Source organism: Blastocatellia bacterium (assembly GCA_035275065.1).
Lineage (GTDB): Bacteria > Acidobacteriota > Blastocatellia > UBA7656 > UBA7656 > DATENM01.
Genome location: DATENM010000055.1, coordinates 143590 through 159758, shown reverse-complemented (window position 1 = coordinate 159758; position 16169 = coordinate 143590). Strand labels below are relative to the sequence as shown.

General features: G+C 61.3%; 14 protein-coding genes. 6 read left to right on the top strand and 8 right to left on the bottom strand.

All coding sequences use genetic code 11. From position 1 onward, the window contains the following. The first annotated feature begins 125 nt into the window (after positions 1-125). From VJ464_13285 to VJ464_13275, 3 genes are all read left to right on the top strand, one after another. Entirely contained in the window at positions 126-938 is an 813-nt protein-coding gene (locus VJ464_13285; GenBank protein HKQ06103.1) for a hypothetical protein, read from the top strand. A gap of 250 nt (positions 939-1188) precedes the next feature. Continuing rightward, positions 1189-2073, top strand: coding sequence for an AraC family transcriptional regulator (locus tag VJ464_13280; GenBank protein HKQ06102.1), 885 nt, complete (start codon positions 1189-1191; stop codon positions 2071-2073). A gap of 118 nt (positions 2074-2191) precedes the next feature. After that, positions 2192-2713, top strand: coding sequence for a DinB family protein (locus VJ464_13275; protein ID HKQ06101.1), 522 nt, complete (start codon positions 2192-2194; stop codon positions 2711-2713). Between the two features lie 266 nt (positions 2714-2979). Here the strand turns inward: VJ464_13275 and purN are convergent, their stop codons facing one another. Continuing rightward, positions 2980-3588: a phosphoribosylglycinamide formyltransferase gene (purN, locus tag VJ464_13270; protein HKQ06100.1), complete on the bottom strand. Its 609-nt coding sequence runs from the start codon at positions 3586-3588 to the stop codon at positions 2980-2982. A gap of 84 nt (positions 3589-3672) precedes the next feature. Here purN and nrdD point away from each other — a divergent pair, with 84 nt between their 5' ends. Then, positions 3673-5832 (top strand): anaerobic ribonucleoside-triphosphate reductase, encoded by a 2160-nt coding sequence (gene nrdD / locus VJ464_13265; protein HKQ06099.1) that lies wholly within the window; start codon positions 3673-3675, stop codon positions 5830-5832. Positions 5833-5927: 95 nt separating this feature from the next. Beyond that, the gene (locus tag VJ464_13260) at positions 5928-6452 is read left to right on the top strand and encodes a metal-binding protein (GenBank protein ID HKQ06098.1); all 525 of its coding nucleotides are present in this window, start codon (positions 5928-5930) and stop codon (positions 6450-6452) included. A gap of 245 nt (positions 6453-6697) precedes the next feature. On the opposite strand, the gene VJ464_13255 is transcribed toward VJ464_13260, so the two are convergent. The 4 genes from VJ464_13255 to uvrA form a co-directional block, all read right to left on the bottom strand. Beyond that, positions 6698-7672, bottom strand: a complete 975-nt coding sequence (locus tag VJ464_13255; protein HKQ06097.1) for a GntR family transcriptional regulator — start codon at positions 7670-7672, stop codon at positions 6698-6700. A gap of 20 nt (positions 7673-7692) precedes the next feature. After that, on the bottom strand, positions 7693-8640 hold the full coding sequence (locus VJ464_13250; GenBank protein ID HKQ06096.1) for a hypothetical protein: 948 nt from the start codon (positions 8638-8640) through the stop codon (positions 7693-7695). Between the two features lie 4 nt (positions 8641-8644). Continuing rightward, on the bottom strand, positions 8645-9223 hold the full coding sequence (locus VJ464_13245; GenBank protein ID HKQ06095.1) for a D-sedoheptulose 7-phosphate isomerase: 579 nt from the start codon (positions 9221-9223) through the stop codon (positions 8645-8647). Positions 9224-9303: 80 nt separating this feature from the next. Next, positions 9304-12129, bottom strand: a complete 2826-nt coding sequence (gene uvrA / locus VJ464_13240) for an excinuclease ABC subunit UvrA (protein HKQ06094.1) — start codon at positions 12127-12129, stop codon at positions 9304-9306. A gap of 164 nt (positions 12130-12293) precedes the next feature. On the opposite strand from uvrA, the gene VJ464_13235 reads away from it, so the two are divergent. Next, positions 12294-14756, top strand: coding sequence for a protein kinase (locus tag VJ464_13235; protein ID HKQ06093.1), 2463 nt, complete (start codon positions 12294-12296; stop codon positions 14754-14756). A gap of 170 nt (positions 14757-14926) precedes the next feature. Here the strand turns inward: VJ464_13235 and VJ464_13230 are convergent, their stop codons facing one another. From VJ464_13230 to VJ464_13220, 3 genes are all read right to left on the bottom strand, one after another. After that, on the bottom strand, positions 14927-15151 hold the full coding sequence (locus VJ464_13230; GenBank protein ID HKQ06092.1) for a hypothetical protein: 225 nt from the start codon (positions 15149-15151) through the stop codon (positions 14927-14929). Continuing rightward, positions 15136-15369, bottom strand: coding sequence for a hypothetical protein (locus VJ464_13225; GenBank protein ID HKQ06091.1), 234 nt, complete (start codon positions 15367-15369; stop codon positions 15136-15138). Before VJ464_13225 ends, VJ464_13230 begins: the two co-directional genes overlap by 16 nt. A gap of 126 nt (positions 15370-15495) precedes the next feature. Beyond that, positions 15496-15948: a hemerythrin domain-containing protein gene (locus VJ464_13220; GenBank protein ID HKQ06090.1), complete on the bottom strand. Its 453-nt coding sequence runs from the start codon at positions 15946-15948 to the stop codon at positions 15496-15498. Positions 15949-16169 lie beyond the last annotated feature (221 nt).

Below are 16169 nucleotides of genomic sequence, written 5' to 3'. Positions count from 1 at the left end.
ATCACTAGCAACAACCAAAAAGTTTTGCGCTCCCGTCAAAAAAAGTGGGCAACACGCCGGCAAACCTCGGTCATCCTACCGCTGCCACTGGAACACTTCACCTTAAACCACCGCAGGGGGAGAGCATGATGCGAAAGACAATCACCAGCACACTGGCCATCATCGTTATGTTAATCGCTGCTGGGGCGACCGTGTCTGAAACCACGGCGCTGGCGGCGACCAAAAAGCGGACATGCAGTTGCAGCCGCCCGAGCTTGCGCCGCCGCGCTCGCACTGCCGCCGCGCGCACGCCGCGGGCCACCGCCGTTACTCCCAACACCTATGCGGCGCAAGACAGCCCGAACGCCCAGGTGGTTGGGCCGGTGACCGCGACCTATCACCTCGAAGCCAATCAGTATTTTCGTTTGCGGATGAACCAGACGCTGCGCTCGGATCAGGCGCGCATGGGCGACCGCTTCAAGGCGACGGTGGTAACGCCGGTCTATGCCAGCGGCGTCGAAGTCGTGCCCGCCGGCTCAACCGTTGAGGGCCGCGTGACGCGAGCCGTAGCGGCGCGGACGCGCGGGCGCGAAGGCCAGTTGGCGGTCGCTTTCGACACGCTGGTTCTGCCCGACGGCACGCGTCACCAGTTGGACGGCGTCTTGACCGAACTGCAAGACGACCGGCGCGGCGAAGTTGATGCCGAGAACGAAGTCAGCGGGCGCTCGTCGGATAAGCGTAATATCGAATACGTTGGCGGCGGCGCGGTCGGCGGCGCGATCTTAGGCGGCATCGCCGGCGGCGGCAAAGGCGCTGGCATCGGCGCGATCCTTGGCGCGGGCGCCGGCGTTGCCGGCGTGATGCTGACCAAAGGCAACGACGCCGAGCTGCGCAGCGGCACCGAAGTCGGCATGACGACGACGCGACCGATGACCTTCACGATTCGCACTGAACGCTGAGCGGCGGCGGCGCTCAACGACGCGGTGACGCGGCGACACGGGGACGCGGGGAGGGAAAAAGACAGAGGCTAATAGCTTGTCTTCCTTTCACCGCGCCGCCGCGTCCCCGTGTCGCCGCGTCGGCTTTCTCCGTCGCCGCGTCGCCGCCTCGCCCTTTTGCCGCGAACCTCCCGCTCGTTATACTCGTAACATCGGAAAAGCTCTTAGCGACGACGATTGAGAGGGCTGAACCCACGAGCGGGAGGAAACGATGGTAGCCGAACGACGCTTCATCGCGCCGCCAACCAACGCCGAGCCGTCGAAATATATCTTTAAACGTGTCGCTGCCTGGCATGGCGTGCGGGTCCAGCACCTGCGCGTCACCGAAGGCGAAATGTCCGAGGTGCAGCTCGGCGAGCATCAGATTGCTATCCCCCTCGAAGGCGCTTATACGGTCGAAGCGATCACCGCCAGCGGCTTTCGCCGAATTGCCGTGCGCGGCGTCGGCTACACCTGCCTGATCCCCGCCGGCCAAGCCTACAGTGTGCGCTGGAACAATGAGCTGGAGAATGTCTCGATCTACCTGCCACCGGCTTTTTTATCGCGGCTCGCCGCCGAATCGTTGATGACCGAGCGCCTCGAGCTGGTCGAAGGCTGTGGCACACAAGACCCGTTCATTCGCGAGCTGGCCCTACGGCTGACGGCGGAAATCGCCTCGCCGCACCCGGCAGGCCGGCTCTACGGCGAATCGCTAGTGGACACGCTGGCGGCGCACCTGCTCAGGCATTACACGACGGCAAGCCAGCGGCGACAAGCCATACAGGGCGGGCTGGCCGGCCACAAGCTGCGGCGCGCCACCGATTATATTAACGACAACCTGTCGCGCGACCTGTCGCTCGCTGAAATCGCCGACGTGCTCGACCTCAGCACTTATCACTTCGTGCGCGCTTTCAAACAGGCGACCGGCGAAACCCCGCATCAATACCTGCTCAAGAGCCGCGTCGAGCGCGCCAAGCAATTGCTTGCCGAAACCGAGTTGCCGCTCGCCGAGATCAGCTACCTTGTCGGCTTCAACAGTCAGAGCCATTTTACGACCAGCTTTCGCCGCATGGCGCGGCAGACGCCGAAAGCTTTCCGCGAAACGGCGCGCGGTTAATCGGCGTTGTGACTTCGCGGCAATTTCTTGAAAGCCCCAGCAAAATTCAGAAATACGGCGCTGCCGGTATCGCCTAGAATTCTTCTCGCCGCAGCAATACGACCGACAGGAGGACGTGATGGTTTACAACAGCATTGATGAAATCTTTGCCGCGCTGGCGACGACGCGGCGGCGCATCTATGAGCAAGTCGCCGACCTCAGCGACGAACAGGCAAAGGCGCGGTCGGCGCCCGACCTCTGGTCGGTGGCCGAAATCATCGAGCATCTGAGCATGGCCGAAGGGCGCATCCTGGCGCTGCTCGGCAGCCTCTTGGAGCGCAAAGCCGCCGCCGCCGCGCCCGCGGGCGCCGGCAGTTCGGCGATCTCGATTCAGATGATGACCGACCGGGCGCACGAAAGATTCAGCGCGCCCGAATTCTTGCAGCCGACCGGCAACGTGCCGCTTTCAGAATCGCTCGCGCGCCTGCGCCAGTCGCGTGAGACGTTGCTCGGCTTGCGATCACGGATCGAAGCGGCGGATTATTCGCACGTCACCTTTCCGCACCCGGTTTTCGGCCCGCTCAATCTTTATCAATGGCTGGCCGCCGCCGAGTTCCACGAGTGCAAGCACCTGGACCAGCTTCAAACTTACCTGCGGTAAGAAGTAAAAAGTAAAAAGGTAAAAGGCAAAAGTGTGGCAGGGGATTCAATAAATAGCTTGAGGCTATCTATTGATCCGGCTCCGCACTTTTGCCTTTTACCTTTTTACTTTTGCCTTTTTTCCCAGGCAACGCCACGGGGGGGCAAAAGCAATCTAATCCCTAGACAGCGACCCGAACTTATAACGCTGGTAGAATCGTCCTTTCGAGGCAGTCCGACACTCGGGTCGCTGTTTTCATCTTCTCAACGGCAAATCTTCTGAGCGCCTTATCCACTAAAAAACGTCCGCCGGCCTTCGACGCGAAAGCCCGGACTCAAGACGCGCGCCACGGCTTCGGGGTAAGCGCGATGCTCTTCGGCGAGTAGGCGCGCCGACAAACTCTCCACCGTATCGTCGTCGCGGACTTCGACCGGGCGCTGCAAAATAATTGGCCCGTGATCCAGCTCCTCGTCTACCAGATGCACGGTGCAGCCGGTAATCTTCACGCCGTGAGCGAGCGCCTGCTGCTGCGCGTCGAGCCCTGGAAACGCCGGCAGCAGCGACGGGTGGATATTCATGAGCCGATGCTCGAAGGCGCGCACGAAGCTTGCGCTTACCAACCGCATGTAACCCGCAAGACAGACCAGCCGCACGCCGCGCCGCCGCAGCTCCTGGATCATCTCTGAATCATGCTCTTCGCGTGAGCGGCCTTTGTGGTTGATGAACAGGGCTTCGACGCCGCGCGCGCGCGCCGTCTGAAGCCCCGCTGCCGTTTCAATGTTGCTGATGACGACCGCCACCTCGGCGTCAAATCGCCCATCGCGCGCGGCATCAAGCAGCGCCGTCATGTTCGAGCCGCGCCCCGAAATCAAAATGCCGATTCGCTCCCTGGTCATTGGTCACTTGTCCTTTGTCATGCGTAGCTGCCCCGGGTTTATCAAGCGCGATTCATCATAACCGACCGTATCAGCCGATGACCAATGACCGGACGCGAAGGACAAATCTTGCTATCACGCCGCAAAACATTTATCTTTTACAGCGCGATGGAGCCTGAGAGAACCCCGCCAAATAATCGCGCCAATCTTCCAGCGGACGAAGGCGGCGAGCCTGAAGTTCTGGTGCGCCGCTCGGACGAAGACATCGCGCTGTTCGACACCCAGCGCATCGTCGAAGCGCTGGTGCGTGAGGCGGGCATTGACGCCGATCTGGCCGAGCAGATCGCCCTGGAAATCCGCGAGTTCATCCAGAAGTTCGGCTTCCGCACGCTCAGCTCATCCCTGATTCGCGGCCTCGTAGATGCCAAGCTGCTTGAGCTCGGCCTCGAAGACGCGCACCGCTCGCACACACGGCTGGGGGTGCCGTTTTATGATGTAGACCGCATTATGCACAGCGCCTTCCGCGAGTCGAGCGCCCAGCCGTACGGCCCCGAAGGCACCAGCCTGATGCTCGCCGAGGCCATCAAGCGCGAATACGCCATCAACAGCGTCTTCTCCGAGCAGATCGCCAATGCTCATCTCGTCGGCGACATTCACATTCACGGCATCGGCGCGATTGATCGGCCCTACTCGATCATTTCGGCGGTCGATTACTTGAAGCAATTCGGCATTGCGCTGCCGGAAGGCTTCGCCAGCTCGCGCCCGGCCCGCCACGTCGAAGTGCTGGTCGCGCACCTGGTCAAGATGAGCGCCGTGATGCAAGGCTATCTGGCCGGCCCCATCGTCTGGGACTCTGTGAACTTTGCGCTCGCGCCTTTCCTGGTCGGCGTGGATGACCGCACGGTCAAGCAACTGGCGCAGAACCTGGTCTTCGAGCTTTCGGCGCCGGCAGTGGCGCGCGGCGGGCAGATCATCTTTAGTGATTTACATCTCGATTGGGACGCGCCGTCTTACATGAAATCGCGCGCCGCCGTGGGGCCGGGCGGCGAGGCGACCGACAAGATGTACGGCGAATATGCGAACGAAGCGCACCGCTTTCTGCAAGCCTTGTTCGAGGTTTTTATCGAAGGCGATGGCATGGGCCGCGCTTTCCTGACGCCGCGCTTGATCTTGCACATCAATCGTCACTTCAACGAAATCACCGGCTATCGCGGCGTGTTAGAGCTGGCGAGCCGGCTGGCGGTCGAGCGCGGCGGTCTGACTATCGCCTTTGACCGCGACGACGAGGGCAGCTTCTTTCGCCGCTTCGGCATCAACGACGAGAAGGCGATGGGCCGCACACAGAATCACGCCCTGCGCGCCGCGCAGTTTCAGATTGTCTCGCTCAACCTGCCGCGCGTCGGCTACCTGGCCGGCGACAATCATGTGAAGGTCTTTGAAGAGCTGACGCGGTTGATGGAGACCGCCGCGCAGGCGCACCTTGAAAAGCGCGTCTTTCTGGAAAAGCTGCTGGCGCTGGGCGAGCGCGGCCCGCTCGCTGCCTTGACGACCAAGGCGAGCGGCGCGCCGTTCTTGAAGCTCAACTGGACGACGCACGCCATCAACCCCGTCGGCCTGAATGAGCTATGCCGTGCCGTGCTCGCCTCTGACCTGCACGACTCGGAACCGGCGATGGAGTTCGCGCAGAAAGTTCTGATGCACCTGAAGCGCGAAAGCGAGCGGCTGTCGAATAAACATCGTGTGCGCTTTCTGCTGAGCGGGCAGGGAACCGAAGTGACGGCGCACCGCCTGGCGCGCATGGACTTGCGCTACTTCGGCGAAACGGCAGCGCGTGTCGTCTGTGGCGACGCCGAAGCGGGCGCCGGATACTACACCGATGGCGTGCGGCTGGCGGCCACCAGCGGCGTCACCGTCCTTGACCGCGTGCGCACAGAGGGTGCGTTCCACGATTTTGGCTTTGTGAACTCAACCACAGAAATCTGGATGGGCGAAGCGCGGCCCGAAGCCGATGATCTGGGCAGGTTGATTTCGCAGGCGTTTTATCAATCGACGTGCGCGGGCCTGCTCTTCTGCCCGGAGTTCACCATCTGCGCCGGCTGCGGCGCAAATACTCGCGGCCTGCACAAAAGCTGTCCGCAGTGCCACTCGCCGCGCGTCGATGGACTGGCCTATGCCGGAGACCGTTACGGCTACACCTCGTCGTGGGACGCCGCGCGGCTGGCCGAGTTAAGCGACCGCAAGCGCGTCACGGGAGAAGATATGTAGGCAGGAAGCAGGAAGCAGGAGGCAGGAGGCAGCCGAAAGACGTGGCGCTTCCTGCCTACTGCTTCCTGCTTCCTGCTTCCTGCCTACTGATTTCCATGCCCTCAGGACGGACGCATGACCGCATCACCTTTCTGCTGGTGCCGCCGACAGCGGCGGCGGCCTACTACTTCACGGGCAACTGGGTCGTTGCGGCGATTACGACGGCGGCGATGCTTTTTGGCGGGCTGATGTTCGGCCCCGATCTCGACATTCAGAGCCGCCAGTACACGCGCTGGGGGCCGCTCAGGTTCTTGTGGTGGCCCTACAAAGTCGCCCTGCCGCACCGCTCGCGCCTGTCGCACAGCATCCTGATCGGCACCTGGGTTCGCGTTATCTATTTCATCGTCGTCGTCGCCGTCATCTTTGCTGTCGTCCTCTATGCACGCGATTTTTATCTGCACCGCCAGGCCGCCGCCCTGAGCGATTTGAGCGGCGCGTTCACCCGCGTCTGGGAGACCGTGGCTTCGGTCAAGCGTGATTATCTTATCGCTACGCTGGTCGGTTTATGGATCGGCGCGACCAGTCACACCGTATCCGACGTGCTCGGCTCATTTTTTAAAAGCGTGCGCCGCTCGATCTGAACCTGATCTGCCGCTTTAGTGACAAAAAAGCGCGCCGGTTACCCATAACCGGCGCGCGAGGAAGCTACCCAAATCCCCTAGAAGGTCAACGCCATCTGCGTCACCCGCCGAGGCCAAAGCCGCCCAGCGGGTGACGCCTGCTGCTCAATACCAGCAGAAAGCGCCGCAAGCATAGCAGAGGAATTGTTCCAGGCAAATGGAACAATTTGCGGAAACGCAGAAACTGTTCCATGAGAGAGGCCCCTTTAACGGGGCGCGGGCGGCTCGCCGTGAAATAGCAAGATCGCTTCGATGGCTTCGAGCGATTCGGCAGCCAGCATACTTTCAATGCTTACCTCTTTGACGCCTCGCGGCACCAGTTGGCGGAGGCGCTGGTCACAGATGGGCGAAATGTAGACGTAACGGCAGGCGGCGAGCGCGGCACGAATCTTTCCGACCTGATGGCCATCCACTGCCTGGATGTGATCCAGGGTCGCCGACGGGATGCCGAGGCCGAGTAAGTTCTGCCGGAAAGCCGGGAAGAAATTGGCGTTCGATACGATCATCAGAACGCGCCCGCGGCGCGCGGCTTTGACCAGCTCGCTCAGAAAGGCGGCGTTTAATCGCAGTTGCAAGAGCTTTTTGTGGTAGCGCCCGGCGATCTCCCGCACCTGTTTGAAGTGGTAATCAGTGGTCAGGAAATAGTCCGATTGCGCCAGGGCACGTGCCGTGCGCCGATCCGCATGCAGCAGTTGTGAGAGCAGCACGGGGAAGACGCGCACCTGCAAACGGCTGGAAATCTCATGCGCGAAGAGGTGAATCTGCTCCTCGTTGCATTCGACGACCGTCACCTGTGTCGCCGCGAGCCGCGAGCGATTGATGTAGCGCTCGACCAGCGCCTGATAGCGCGGGGCGTCCAGCTCAAGGTGGCTGGCCTCTGCGAGATTGGCTTTGATCAGTTGCAGGATCGATAGGCAATAGGTCTGGTCAAGGTCAACGCGGTCTATATCGGCGACGTAAGCCCCCGACCCTGCGCGCAATTCAACGTAGCCTTCCTGTTGCAGCCGCTGATAGATGGCAAAAGCGGTCTTGGTGTTAATGCCGCTGCGCTGCGCGGTCTGCCGGACGCTGGGCAGGCGCTGGCCGCCGCGCACGCTGCCCAGGTGTAGCGCCGTCAGCAACTGGTCGCGCGCCTGCTCGAAGAGCGATGTCGCCTGGGCTTTGTCTAACAGGAATTGCATGCGTGTGCCGCGCTGGCGCGTCAGCCGTTAAGAATCGCCGCCGCCAATAGCGGAATCATGATTTCGTGATGGCCTGTGAAGGCGAAGCCGCGCCCGCTGCCGGCTATAGGGCGGCGGACGACGTTGGTGAGCGGGCGGTATTGTTGCAGAAAGTCGAAGTTTGCGGTGCTGAAATCTTCGAGCCGGTGGCCAAGATTACGCACCACCGTCACCGTCTTCAGGAAGACTTCCGGCAGCAGCACCGCCGAGCCGAGATTCAAATAGACGCCGCCGCCGTCCAGTTCGCGCACGATGGCGCAGAGCAGCCGGAAATCGTGATAGCTGGTCTGGCCGACGCTTGCGCCATCGGCACTCGGGTGGATGTCGACGATGTCCGTGCCGATGGCGACGTGAACGGTGACGGGAATCCGCGCCGCGTAGGCCGAACAGAGCAGAGAGGCAGCGGCGTGCGCGGCGCTCATCTGGTCGAGCTGGCGACCGAGCGCTTCACCCATGCCGATGCCGTCACGCGCCCCTGCGCGGATCGCTTCGTTGACGATGCGCCCCGTCTCTTCGGCCATGCCGAACTGGCCTGAGCCGAGCGTTGCGTCAACATCTTCGCTGGTCTGCCCGGCGAGCGCGATCTCGAAGTCATGAATCATCGCCGCGCGGTTCATCGCCAGCGCCGTGACGTACCCGCGCATCATCAGATCGATCAACACCGGCGCGAGGCCGGTTTTGATGACGTGCCCGCCGAGCCCGATGATGATAGCGCGCTCCCGGCGGTGCGCTTCGCGAAGGCGCTCGGCCAGCTCTTTCAGCTCGCGCGCCGCCAGGATGTTCGGCAAACCGGCGAGGAAATCTTTGAGTGATGAATCTTCTCGAAGCGGGAGGGCGAAGTCTGCCGTCGTGACTTTGCTCGGGCGCGAGGCGAGCGGATAGGTCGAGATACGGTCGAAGGCGAGCGGCGCGAATCGGTAGCGCGACATACAGTCACCTCGCTTGCGAGTAGAGCGCGTCTTCGATCAGCTCGCACAGGATGTGTGCGATGGTGATATGGGTTTCCTGTACTCGCTGCGTCGAAGCGGTTTCGACGACCAGCGCCACGTCCGCGAGCGGCGCGAGCCGCCCGCCGTCACGGCCCGCCAGCGCGATGATTTTCAGTCCCAGCTCGCGCGCGGCTTCGGCGGCTCGCAAGACATTCGGCGAGTTGCCGCTGGTCGAGATGGCGATCACCGCGTCGCCCATGCGGCCCAGCGCGCGCACTTGGCGCTCGAAGAGTTCAGTGAAGCTCGCATCGTTAGCGACCGAAGTGAGAATCGACGTGTCGGTGGTCAAGGCGATGGCGGCAATCGGCGGGCGGTCATAGTTCAAGCGGTTCACCAGCTCGGCGGCGATATGCTGTGCGTCGGCTGCCGAGCCGCCATTGCCAAAGATAAGCACCTTGCCGCCGGCGCGAACCGTTTCAGTCAAGACCTCGGCGGCGCGTGCGACCGCTCCGGCGTGCGCCGCAAAAAACGCCCGCTTGGTCTCGATGCTCTCGTGTGCGATCTGCCGGATGCGTTCGATCATAAAGACGAACTAGCCTAAAGCGACCAGTCATAAAAGACAAGCGATATGCATCACAAACACGGCGTCAACAAGAAAACTGATTACGCCGGCTTGCGAGTGCTGTGGCCGTTGAGCGCGGCGCGCAGGGCTTGCCCGGTGTAGGATTTCTTGATGCGCGCCACTTCTTCGGGCGCGCCTTCGGCGACCACGCGCCCGCCGTCTTCGCCGCCTTCGGGGCCGAGGTCAATGATCCAGTCGGCGCTCTTGATCACATCCAGGTTGTGCTCGACCACCAGCACCGTGTTGCCGAGCGCCACCAGTTGATGCAGCACGTCGAGCAGCTTGCGCACGTCTTCAAAGTGCAGCCCGGTCGTCGGCTCATCCAGGATATAAAGCGTCCGGCCCGTGGCGCGCTTCGACAGCTCTTTCGCCAGCTTGATGCGCTGCGCTTCGCCGCCCGATAGCGTCGTCGCTGACTGGCCGAGCTTGATGTAACTCAGGCCGACATCGATCAGCGTTTGCAGCTTTATTTTGATCTGCGGGATGTTTTCAAGAATCGGCAGCGCTTCTTCAATCGTCGTGTCGAGCAGGTCGGCAATCGATAGCCCCTTGTAGCGCACCGACAGCGTTTCGCGATTATAACGCGCGCCGCGACAGACATCGCACAGCACATAAACGTCGGGCAGAAAGTTCATCTCGATGCACTTCATGCCGTCGCCCTGACATGCTTCGCAGCGCCCGCCTTTGACGTTGAACGAAAAGCGCCCCGGCTTATAACCGCGCTCGCGCGATTCCGGCAGCATCGCATACAACTCGCGGATCGGCGTAAATACCCCGGTGTAGGTCGCCGGGTTCGAGCGCGGCGTCCGCCCGATGGGCGATTGATCGATCTCGATGATCTTGTCTATGTTCTCAAGCCCCGTCACGGCGCGGTGCTCGCCCGGCTCAAGCAGGCTGCGGTAGAGCTTGCGCGCCAGGCTGCGGTAGAGAATGTCGTCAACCAGCGTTGATTTGCCTGAGCCCGAAACCCCTGTGACGACCGTAAACAGGCCGAGCGGGAAAGTCACGTCAATGTTCTTCAGGTTGTTAGCGCGCGCGCCGATGACCTTGATGGCTTTGCCGTTGGGCGAGCGCCGCACCTTTGGCACGGGGATGCGCGTCTGGCCTGAAATATAACGGCCCGTCAGCGAGCGCGGATTTGCCGCGACCTCCGCAGGCGTGCCTTCAGCGACGATCTCGCCGCCGTGCGCGCCGGCTCCCGGCCCCAGATCGACGACATGATCGGCGCGGCGAATCGTTTCTTCGTCGTGCTCGACGACAAGCACCGTATTGCCGAGGTCGCGCAGGTGTTCAAGCGTGTCGAGCAGTTTCAAGTTGTCACGCGGGTGCAGGCCGATGGACGGCTCGTCGAGGACATAAAGCACGCCGCGCAGTTGCGAGCCGATCTGCGTTGCCAGCCGTATGCGCTGGCCTTCGCCGCCCGACAGCGTCGCCGAAGCGCGGTCCAAAGTCAGATAGCCGAGGCCGACGGTGTCGAGAAAACTCATGCGGGCGCGAATCTCGCGCAGGATCAAGCCGGCGATCTTCTCTTCGCGGTCATTGAGCTTGACCGATTGAAAGACCCTGGCCGCCTGGGCAATCGGCAGCGCCGTGTAGTCGGCAATCGTCCGCCCGGCGACGCGCACGCCGAGCGACGCCGGTTGCAAGCGCTTGCCTTCACATTCGGGGCAGACGACCTGCGAGATCAGCGACTCGTAAGCGCTCAACGAGGCTTCGTTTTTGAATTCGCTCTCGCGACTCGACAGGTATTGAATCGCGCCTTTCCACTCGGCCTTGTATTCGTAATTGCCATAACGCAAAGTCAGCCGCTCTTTCGAGCCGTAAAAGAATGCGTCTTGCGCCTTCTGCGGCAGCTCGGCGAAGGGATGGTCGGCGGTCAATCCCGACTGCCGCGCCAGGGTCTTCATCACGTCGCGCAGATAATTGCTGATGGCGGCTTCGGCAGGGAAGGGGTCTTGATCGTTGATCGGCAGCGACGGGTCGGGAACGATCTTCGCGGGATCGATCTCGGCGCGCGTCCCCAGGCCGTGACACGCGGGACAGGCGCCATAAACGCTGTTGAAGGAAAACGAGCGCGGCTCGATGGTCGGGATCGAGATGCCGCATTCCGGGCAGGCCATCTTCTCGCTGTAGAGCCGCTCTTCGCCATCAATGATCGAAACCATCACCAGCCCGTCGGTGAGCTTGGCGGCAATCTGCACGCTGTCTTCCAGGCGCTTCTGGACGCCCGCCTTGATCAGCAGCCGGTCAACGACGACTTCGATGGTATGATTGCGCCGCTTGTCGAGCTTGATCTCTTCGTCGAGCTGGCGAATCTCGCCATCAATGCGGGCGCGGTTGAAGCCCGAGCGCTGGAGCTTTTCCAGCTCCTTCTTGAACTCGCCTTTGCGCCCGCGCACCAATGGCGCCAGGATCATCACGCGCTCGCCTTCCGGCAGGTGCGCCATCTGCTGAACGATCTGGTCGGCGGACTGGCGCGAAATCTGGCGGCCGCACTGCGGGCAATGCGGCAGGCCGATACTCGAAAAGAGCAGGCGCAGGTAATCGTAAACTTCGGTCACCGTGCCGACCGTCGAGCGCGGGCTGCGCGTCGTCGTCTTCTGCTCAATCGAGATGGCCGGTGACAAGCCGTCAATGGCGTCTACGTCGGGCTTCTCCAACTGGTCGAGGAACTGGCGGGCGTAAGCCGACAGGCTCTCGACGTAACGCCGCTGGCCTTCGGCGTAGATGGTGTCGAAAGCCAGCGAGGATTTGCCGGAGCCCGATAGCCCTGTGATCACCGTCAGCCGGTTGCGGGGAATCTCAAGGCTGACGTTCTTGAGGTTGTGCTGTCGCGCGCCACGAATTGTAATGCGGTCTATTGCCATTAAAACTTCAACCCGGATAGATGAGAATTTCGCACCGAACGCAAAAGTATAATTTTACCGGACGGGACATGGGCGCGGCAAGATAGCAAGATGGCCCGGCGCTTTTGCCCAGCCTTGCCGCGCGTGTATAATGAATCCAGGCGTCAGTCGTCAGGTTCAATTTGATGGTTGGGAAAACCATACTTCACTACCGGGTTCTCAGGGAGATAGGCAAAGGCGGCATGGGCGTCGTCTACAAGGCCGAGGACTCGAAGCTCCATCGCATCGTCGCCATCAAAGCGCTCTCCGCCGACCTGATCGGCGACGAAAAAGCCCGCGCCCGCTTTATGCGCGAAGCCCGCGCCGCTTCGGCCATCGATCACCCGAACATCTGCACGGTGTATGAAGTCAACGAAGCCGACGGCTCGCTCTTCTTCGTCATGCAGTACGTCGAGGGGCGCACGCTCAAGAAAGCGGTCAGCGCCCGCCCGCTGGCCGTAGACGCGGCGCTCGAATACATGCTCGAAATTACCGACGCGCTCGCCGCGGCGCACGCCAAAGGCATCGTCCACCGCGACATTAAATCGTCGAACATCATGATTAATGAGCGCGGCCAGATCAAAGTCCTCGACTTCGGACTGGCCAAGGTGCTGCGACCGAGCACGCCGTATTCGAGCAGCGACCCGCAGGTCTCGGTCGAGCTGACGCAGCTCGGCTCGCCTTTCGGCACGGCGAGCTATATGTCGCCGGAACAGGCGCGCGGCGACCGCGCAGACATGCGCTCGGACATCTTCTCGCTCGGCATCGTCTTTTACGAAATGCTTACAGGGCGGCTGCCGTTCCGTGGCAAGACACCTGTAGATGTGATGCATTCGGTCATGCACGACCAGCCCGCGGCCATCGAAGGTGTGCCGCCGCAGTTGCAGCAGATTGTCACCAAAACGCTGGCCAAAGACCCGAACGCGCGCTATCAGTCCGCCGAGCGATTGCTCGCGGATTTGCGCGCCCTGGTGCGCAACTATTACGCCGGCGAGGGTGTGCCGCGTGACAAGGCGTCGCTGCGGGCTGCGGCGAAGCAGCCGGCACAGGGCAGCATCTTCGACCGCGTGGCCTCGTGGATGCAGCGCACCTTCAGCAGCCCGCCGCCGCCAACCGTGAAAGAAGAGACCAGCGCCAGCAGTGGCTCGCCGCTGCCCGACGCCTCGCCCTCGATCTGGCAATCGCGCGATAAGAAGGCCATCGCCATCCTGCCGTTCAAGAATATGTCGGGCAGCCCGGAAAATGACTTCTACGGCTTCAGCCTGGCCGACAGCGTGATTACGGAGCTGGCGCAGCTTCATGATTTGATCGTCCGCCCGTCGTCTTACATCGCGCCTTACCAGAACCGCGACGTTGACCCGCGCGCCGTCGGCGCACAGCTCGCCGTAGACCATGTGCTGATCGGCGGCTATGTGAAATCGGGCGACCGCTTCCGCCTGACGCCGCAGCTCGTAGACACGGCGAGCGGCGAGATCATCTGGAGCGAGAAGATTGATGTCGAGTCGAAAGACATCATCACCATCCAGGACACCATCTCGCGGCAGATCGTCGAAGGATTGCGCGTCAAGACCAGCGGCAAAGAGCAGGAGCGGCTCGTGAAGACGCCGACCGAGAATGCCGACGCCTACGAGAATTACCTGAAGGGCCGCACCCTGCTTTACAAGTTCATCACCCAGACGCTCGACATTCATGATCTGGAGGCGGCGCTCGAACTCTTCGCCGGGGCCGTCGAGATGGACCCGAATTTCGCGCTTGCCTACAGCGGGCTCGGCGTCTGCGAGCTGAATTATGTCTTGAAAGGCATGGGTGGTCGCGATTACTACGCGCAGGCAAAGATGGCCTTTGAGCGGGCGCTGGCGCTCAACCCGAAGCTCGTCGAGCCGCGCGTCCGCCTGGTCTACATCGATCTGTTCGAAGGGCGCTCGGACGTGGCGCGGCAAGAGATTCGCCGCCTCCAGCGCCAGGCTCCGAACGAGCCCTCGGTGCATTCGACCGCCGCCTATGTCTACCGCCTGAGCGGTCAGTACGAGCCGACGCTGCAAGCCTGGGACAGGCTGTTGAAGATCAGCCCCACAGACGTCGTGTTTGCCAGTTACAACCGGGCGCGAATTTACATCTACGAGAAAGATTATGACCGGGCGGCAGCCGAGATTGACAAAGGTCAGGCGTTTGAGCCGCATCATCCGCTGCTGCGCTTTTACGGCGCGGTGGTCGATTACTACCGCGGCAACATTGATGAAGCGACGCAAGTCATCGAAGCGATTCTCGCCGAGCATCCCGAGCTGCACGCGCGCAAGATCTTTCTCGCCTACTGCTACCTGGCGCAGGGCGACCGCGAGCGCGCGCTTGGGTTGATTGACGAACAGGTGATCGAGACGGCGCATGCGGATCAGGACATCGCCTATCAACTGGCGACCTTCTACGCGCTCGACCGCCAGAATGCCGTGGCGGTTGACTGGCTGGAGCGCGCCGTGGCGATGGGCAACGAAAACTATCCGTGGTTTGCGACCAATCCGAACTGGGAAGGCTTGCGCGACGACCTGCGCTACCGCCGCCTGTTGAATGACCTCAAAGAGCGGTGGGAGCAGCTGAACGCGGCTGCCTCATAATGCTTCTACGACCCTCGGCCTCTGTGACTATGGCTTAAGCAGGCGCAGACCGCTGATGAAATGAAAATCTCTGACGTTGAAGGTGAGCAAGGCGTAGTCTTTTTCGAGGCAAGAGGCAGCAATCATGGCGTCGGCGAGCAGCAGGCCATGACTTCCCGAGTAGGTTCGCACTAAGTCAATCGCGCGGTGTGATTCCTGAACGTCGCAAGAAGCGCGAAGTATTGCAGGTATTTTTCAACGTGCTGGACTTCAGCTTTGCTCTTCGAGCCTTGAATGAGTTCGAGATAGATGATCGTGTTGATGGCTTTATCGTACAGGTCAACGGCGACTTTCAGGGCCGCGTCACCGCCGAAGATGGCAGCGAACACGTTGGTGTCGACTATGACCTTGTCCACGCTTCCTTCCTCAGCTTGCGCGCGAGCTCGATGGGGTCTGCAATGCCTTCATGATCTTTCCAGATGCCGACCACATCTACTGAGTCGTTGGCGGAAGGATTGCCCGCGGCATCCGTCGCGGCCTCTAGAGAGGCGACGATGTGACGGACGAACTCTTCGTCGTCGATTTGAAACTCGCGACGTTCCGGCTGCGGAATCTTGATAATGATCTCGCCCATCGCGGAATTCCTTTCGCGACCAGTATACCACGTCGCCGCTACCGCCGCCTGTTGAATGACCTCAAAGAGCGGTGGGAGCAGTTAAGCGGGCCGGCTTGATGGCGCCGGCCCCTTACCAACGGCGGCTCATCCCCTGGTGGTTGCCGCGTTTTGCTTTTTAGCCGCTTCGATGCGCTCGCCTAAGGCTTCGAGCTTTTCCTTCGGCAGCGCCTTGCGGGCTTTCGGGAACATCTCGCCTTCTTCCTCTTCGACGTGATGCTCGACGTTTTCTTTCAAGACGGCGAGCTTGGCCGTCCACTGCTCGCTATCAACCGACATCGCCTCCATCTCCGTGAGCAGCGTCTTGACGACGTTATGCTCTTCGATGCCTTCGAGCGTGATGTCGCGCGTCTCGTCCTCCTCTTTGAGCGCGGGATAAAAGATTTGCTCTTCGATCCGCGTGTGGGCTTCCAGTTCGGTTTTCAGCCGGGCGAACAACTCCTCGCGCGTCTTGAGGGCGCGTTCGGTCGTCGGCTCAAGTTTTTCAAAGATGACGGAAACCGTTTCGTGGTCTTGCTTCAGCAATGTAAATGGATCCATGTTTTCCTCCCTCTGTCCTTCCAAATGTTTGTTGCTGACCGGCAACCGTGCAAAAAGCGGCTGCCAATACTAATAGGAGCAACTGGAATACCAGATTGGCGCGGCGCGCCGTTCCCTATTGACTGGGTTTGGCACGGCGCGTAAGATGGCGTTGCATCACTCAAGTTTCACCCAGGACAGATCCGGTAATCCGAAGGTTGCTAAGGCGTGCACGCCAAGAC

Excerpts from the sequence above, each read along its gene's own strand:
- VJ464_13285 (HKQ06103.1), top strand. The coding sequence starts at position 126 with ATGATGCGAAAGACAATCACCAGCACACTGGCCATCATCGTTATGTTA.
- VJ464_13280 (HKQ06102.1), top strand. The coding sequence starts at position 1,189 with ATGGTAGCCGAACGACGCTTCATCGCGCCGCCAACCAACGCCGAGCCG.
- VJ464_13275 (HKQ06101.1), top strand. The coding sequence starts at position 2,192 with ATGGTTTACAACAGCATTGATGAAATCTTTGCCGCGCTGGCGACGACG.
- purN (HKQ06100.1), bottom strand. The coding sequence starts at position 3,588 with ATGACCAGGGAGCGAATCGGCATTTTGATTTCGGGGCGCGGCTCGAAC.
- nrdD (HKQ06099.1), top strand. The coding sequence starts at position 3,673 with ATGACCGGACGCGAAGGACAAATCTTGCTATCACGCCGCAAAACATTT.
- VJ464_13260 (HKQ06098.1), top strand. The coding sequence starts at position 5,928 with ATGCCCTCAGGACGGACGCATGACCGCATCACCTTTCTGCTGGTGCCG.
- VJ464_13255 (HKQ06097.1), bottom strand. The coding sequence starts at position 7,672 with ATGCAATTCCTGTTAGACAAAGCCCAGGCGACATCGCTCTTCGAGCAG.
- VJ464_13250 (HKQ06096.1), bottom strand. The coding sequence starts at position 8,640 with ATGTCGCGCTACCGATTCGCGCCGCTCGCCTTCGACCGTATCTCGACC.
- VJ464_13245 (HKQ06095.1), bottom strand. The coding sequence starts at position 9,223 with ATGATCGAACGCATCCGGCAGATCGCACACGAGAGCATCGAGACCAAG.
- uvrA (HKQ06094.1), bottom strand. The coding sequence starts at position 12,129 with ATGGCAATAGACCGCATTACAATTCGTGGCGCGCGACAGCACAACCTC.
- VJ464_13235 (HKQ06093.1), top strand. The coding sequence starts at position 12,294 with ATGGTTGGGAAAACCATACTTCACTACCGGGTTCTCAGGGAGATAGGC.
- VJ464_13225 (HKQ06091.1), bottom strand. The coding sequence starts at position 15,369 with ATGGGCGAGATCATTATCAAGATTCCGCAGCCGGAACGTCGCGAGTTT.
- VJ464_13220 (HKQ06090.1), bottom strand. The coding sequence starts at position 15,948 with ATGGATCCATTTACATTGCTGAAGCAAGACCACGAAACGGTTTCCGTC.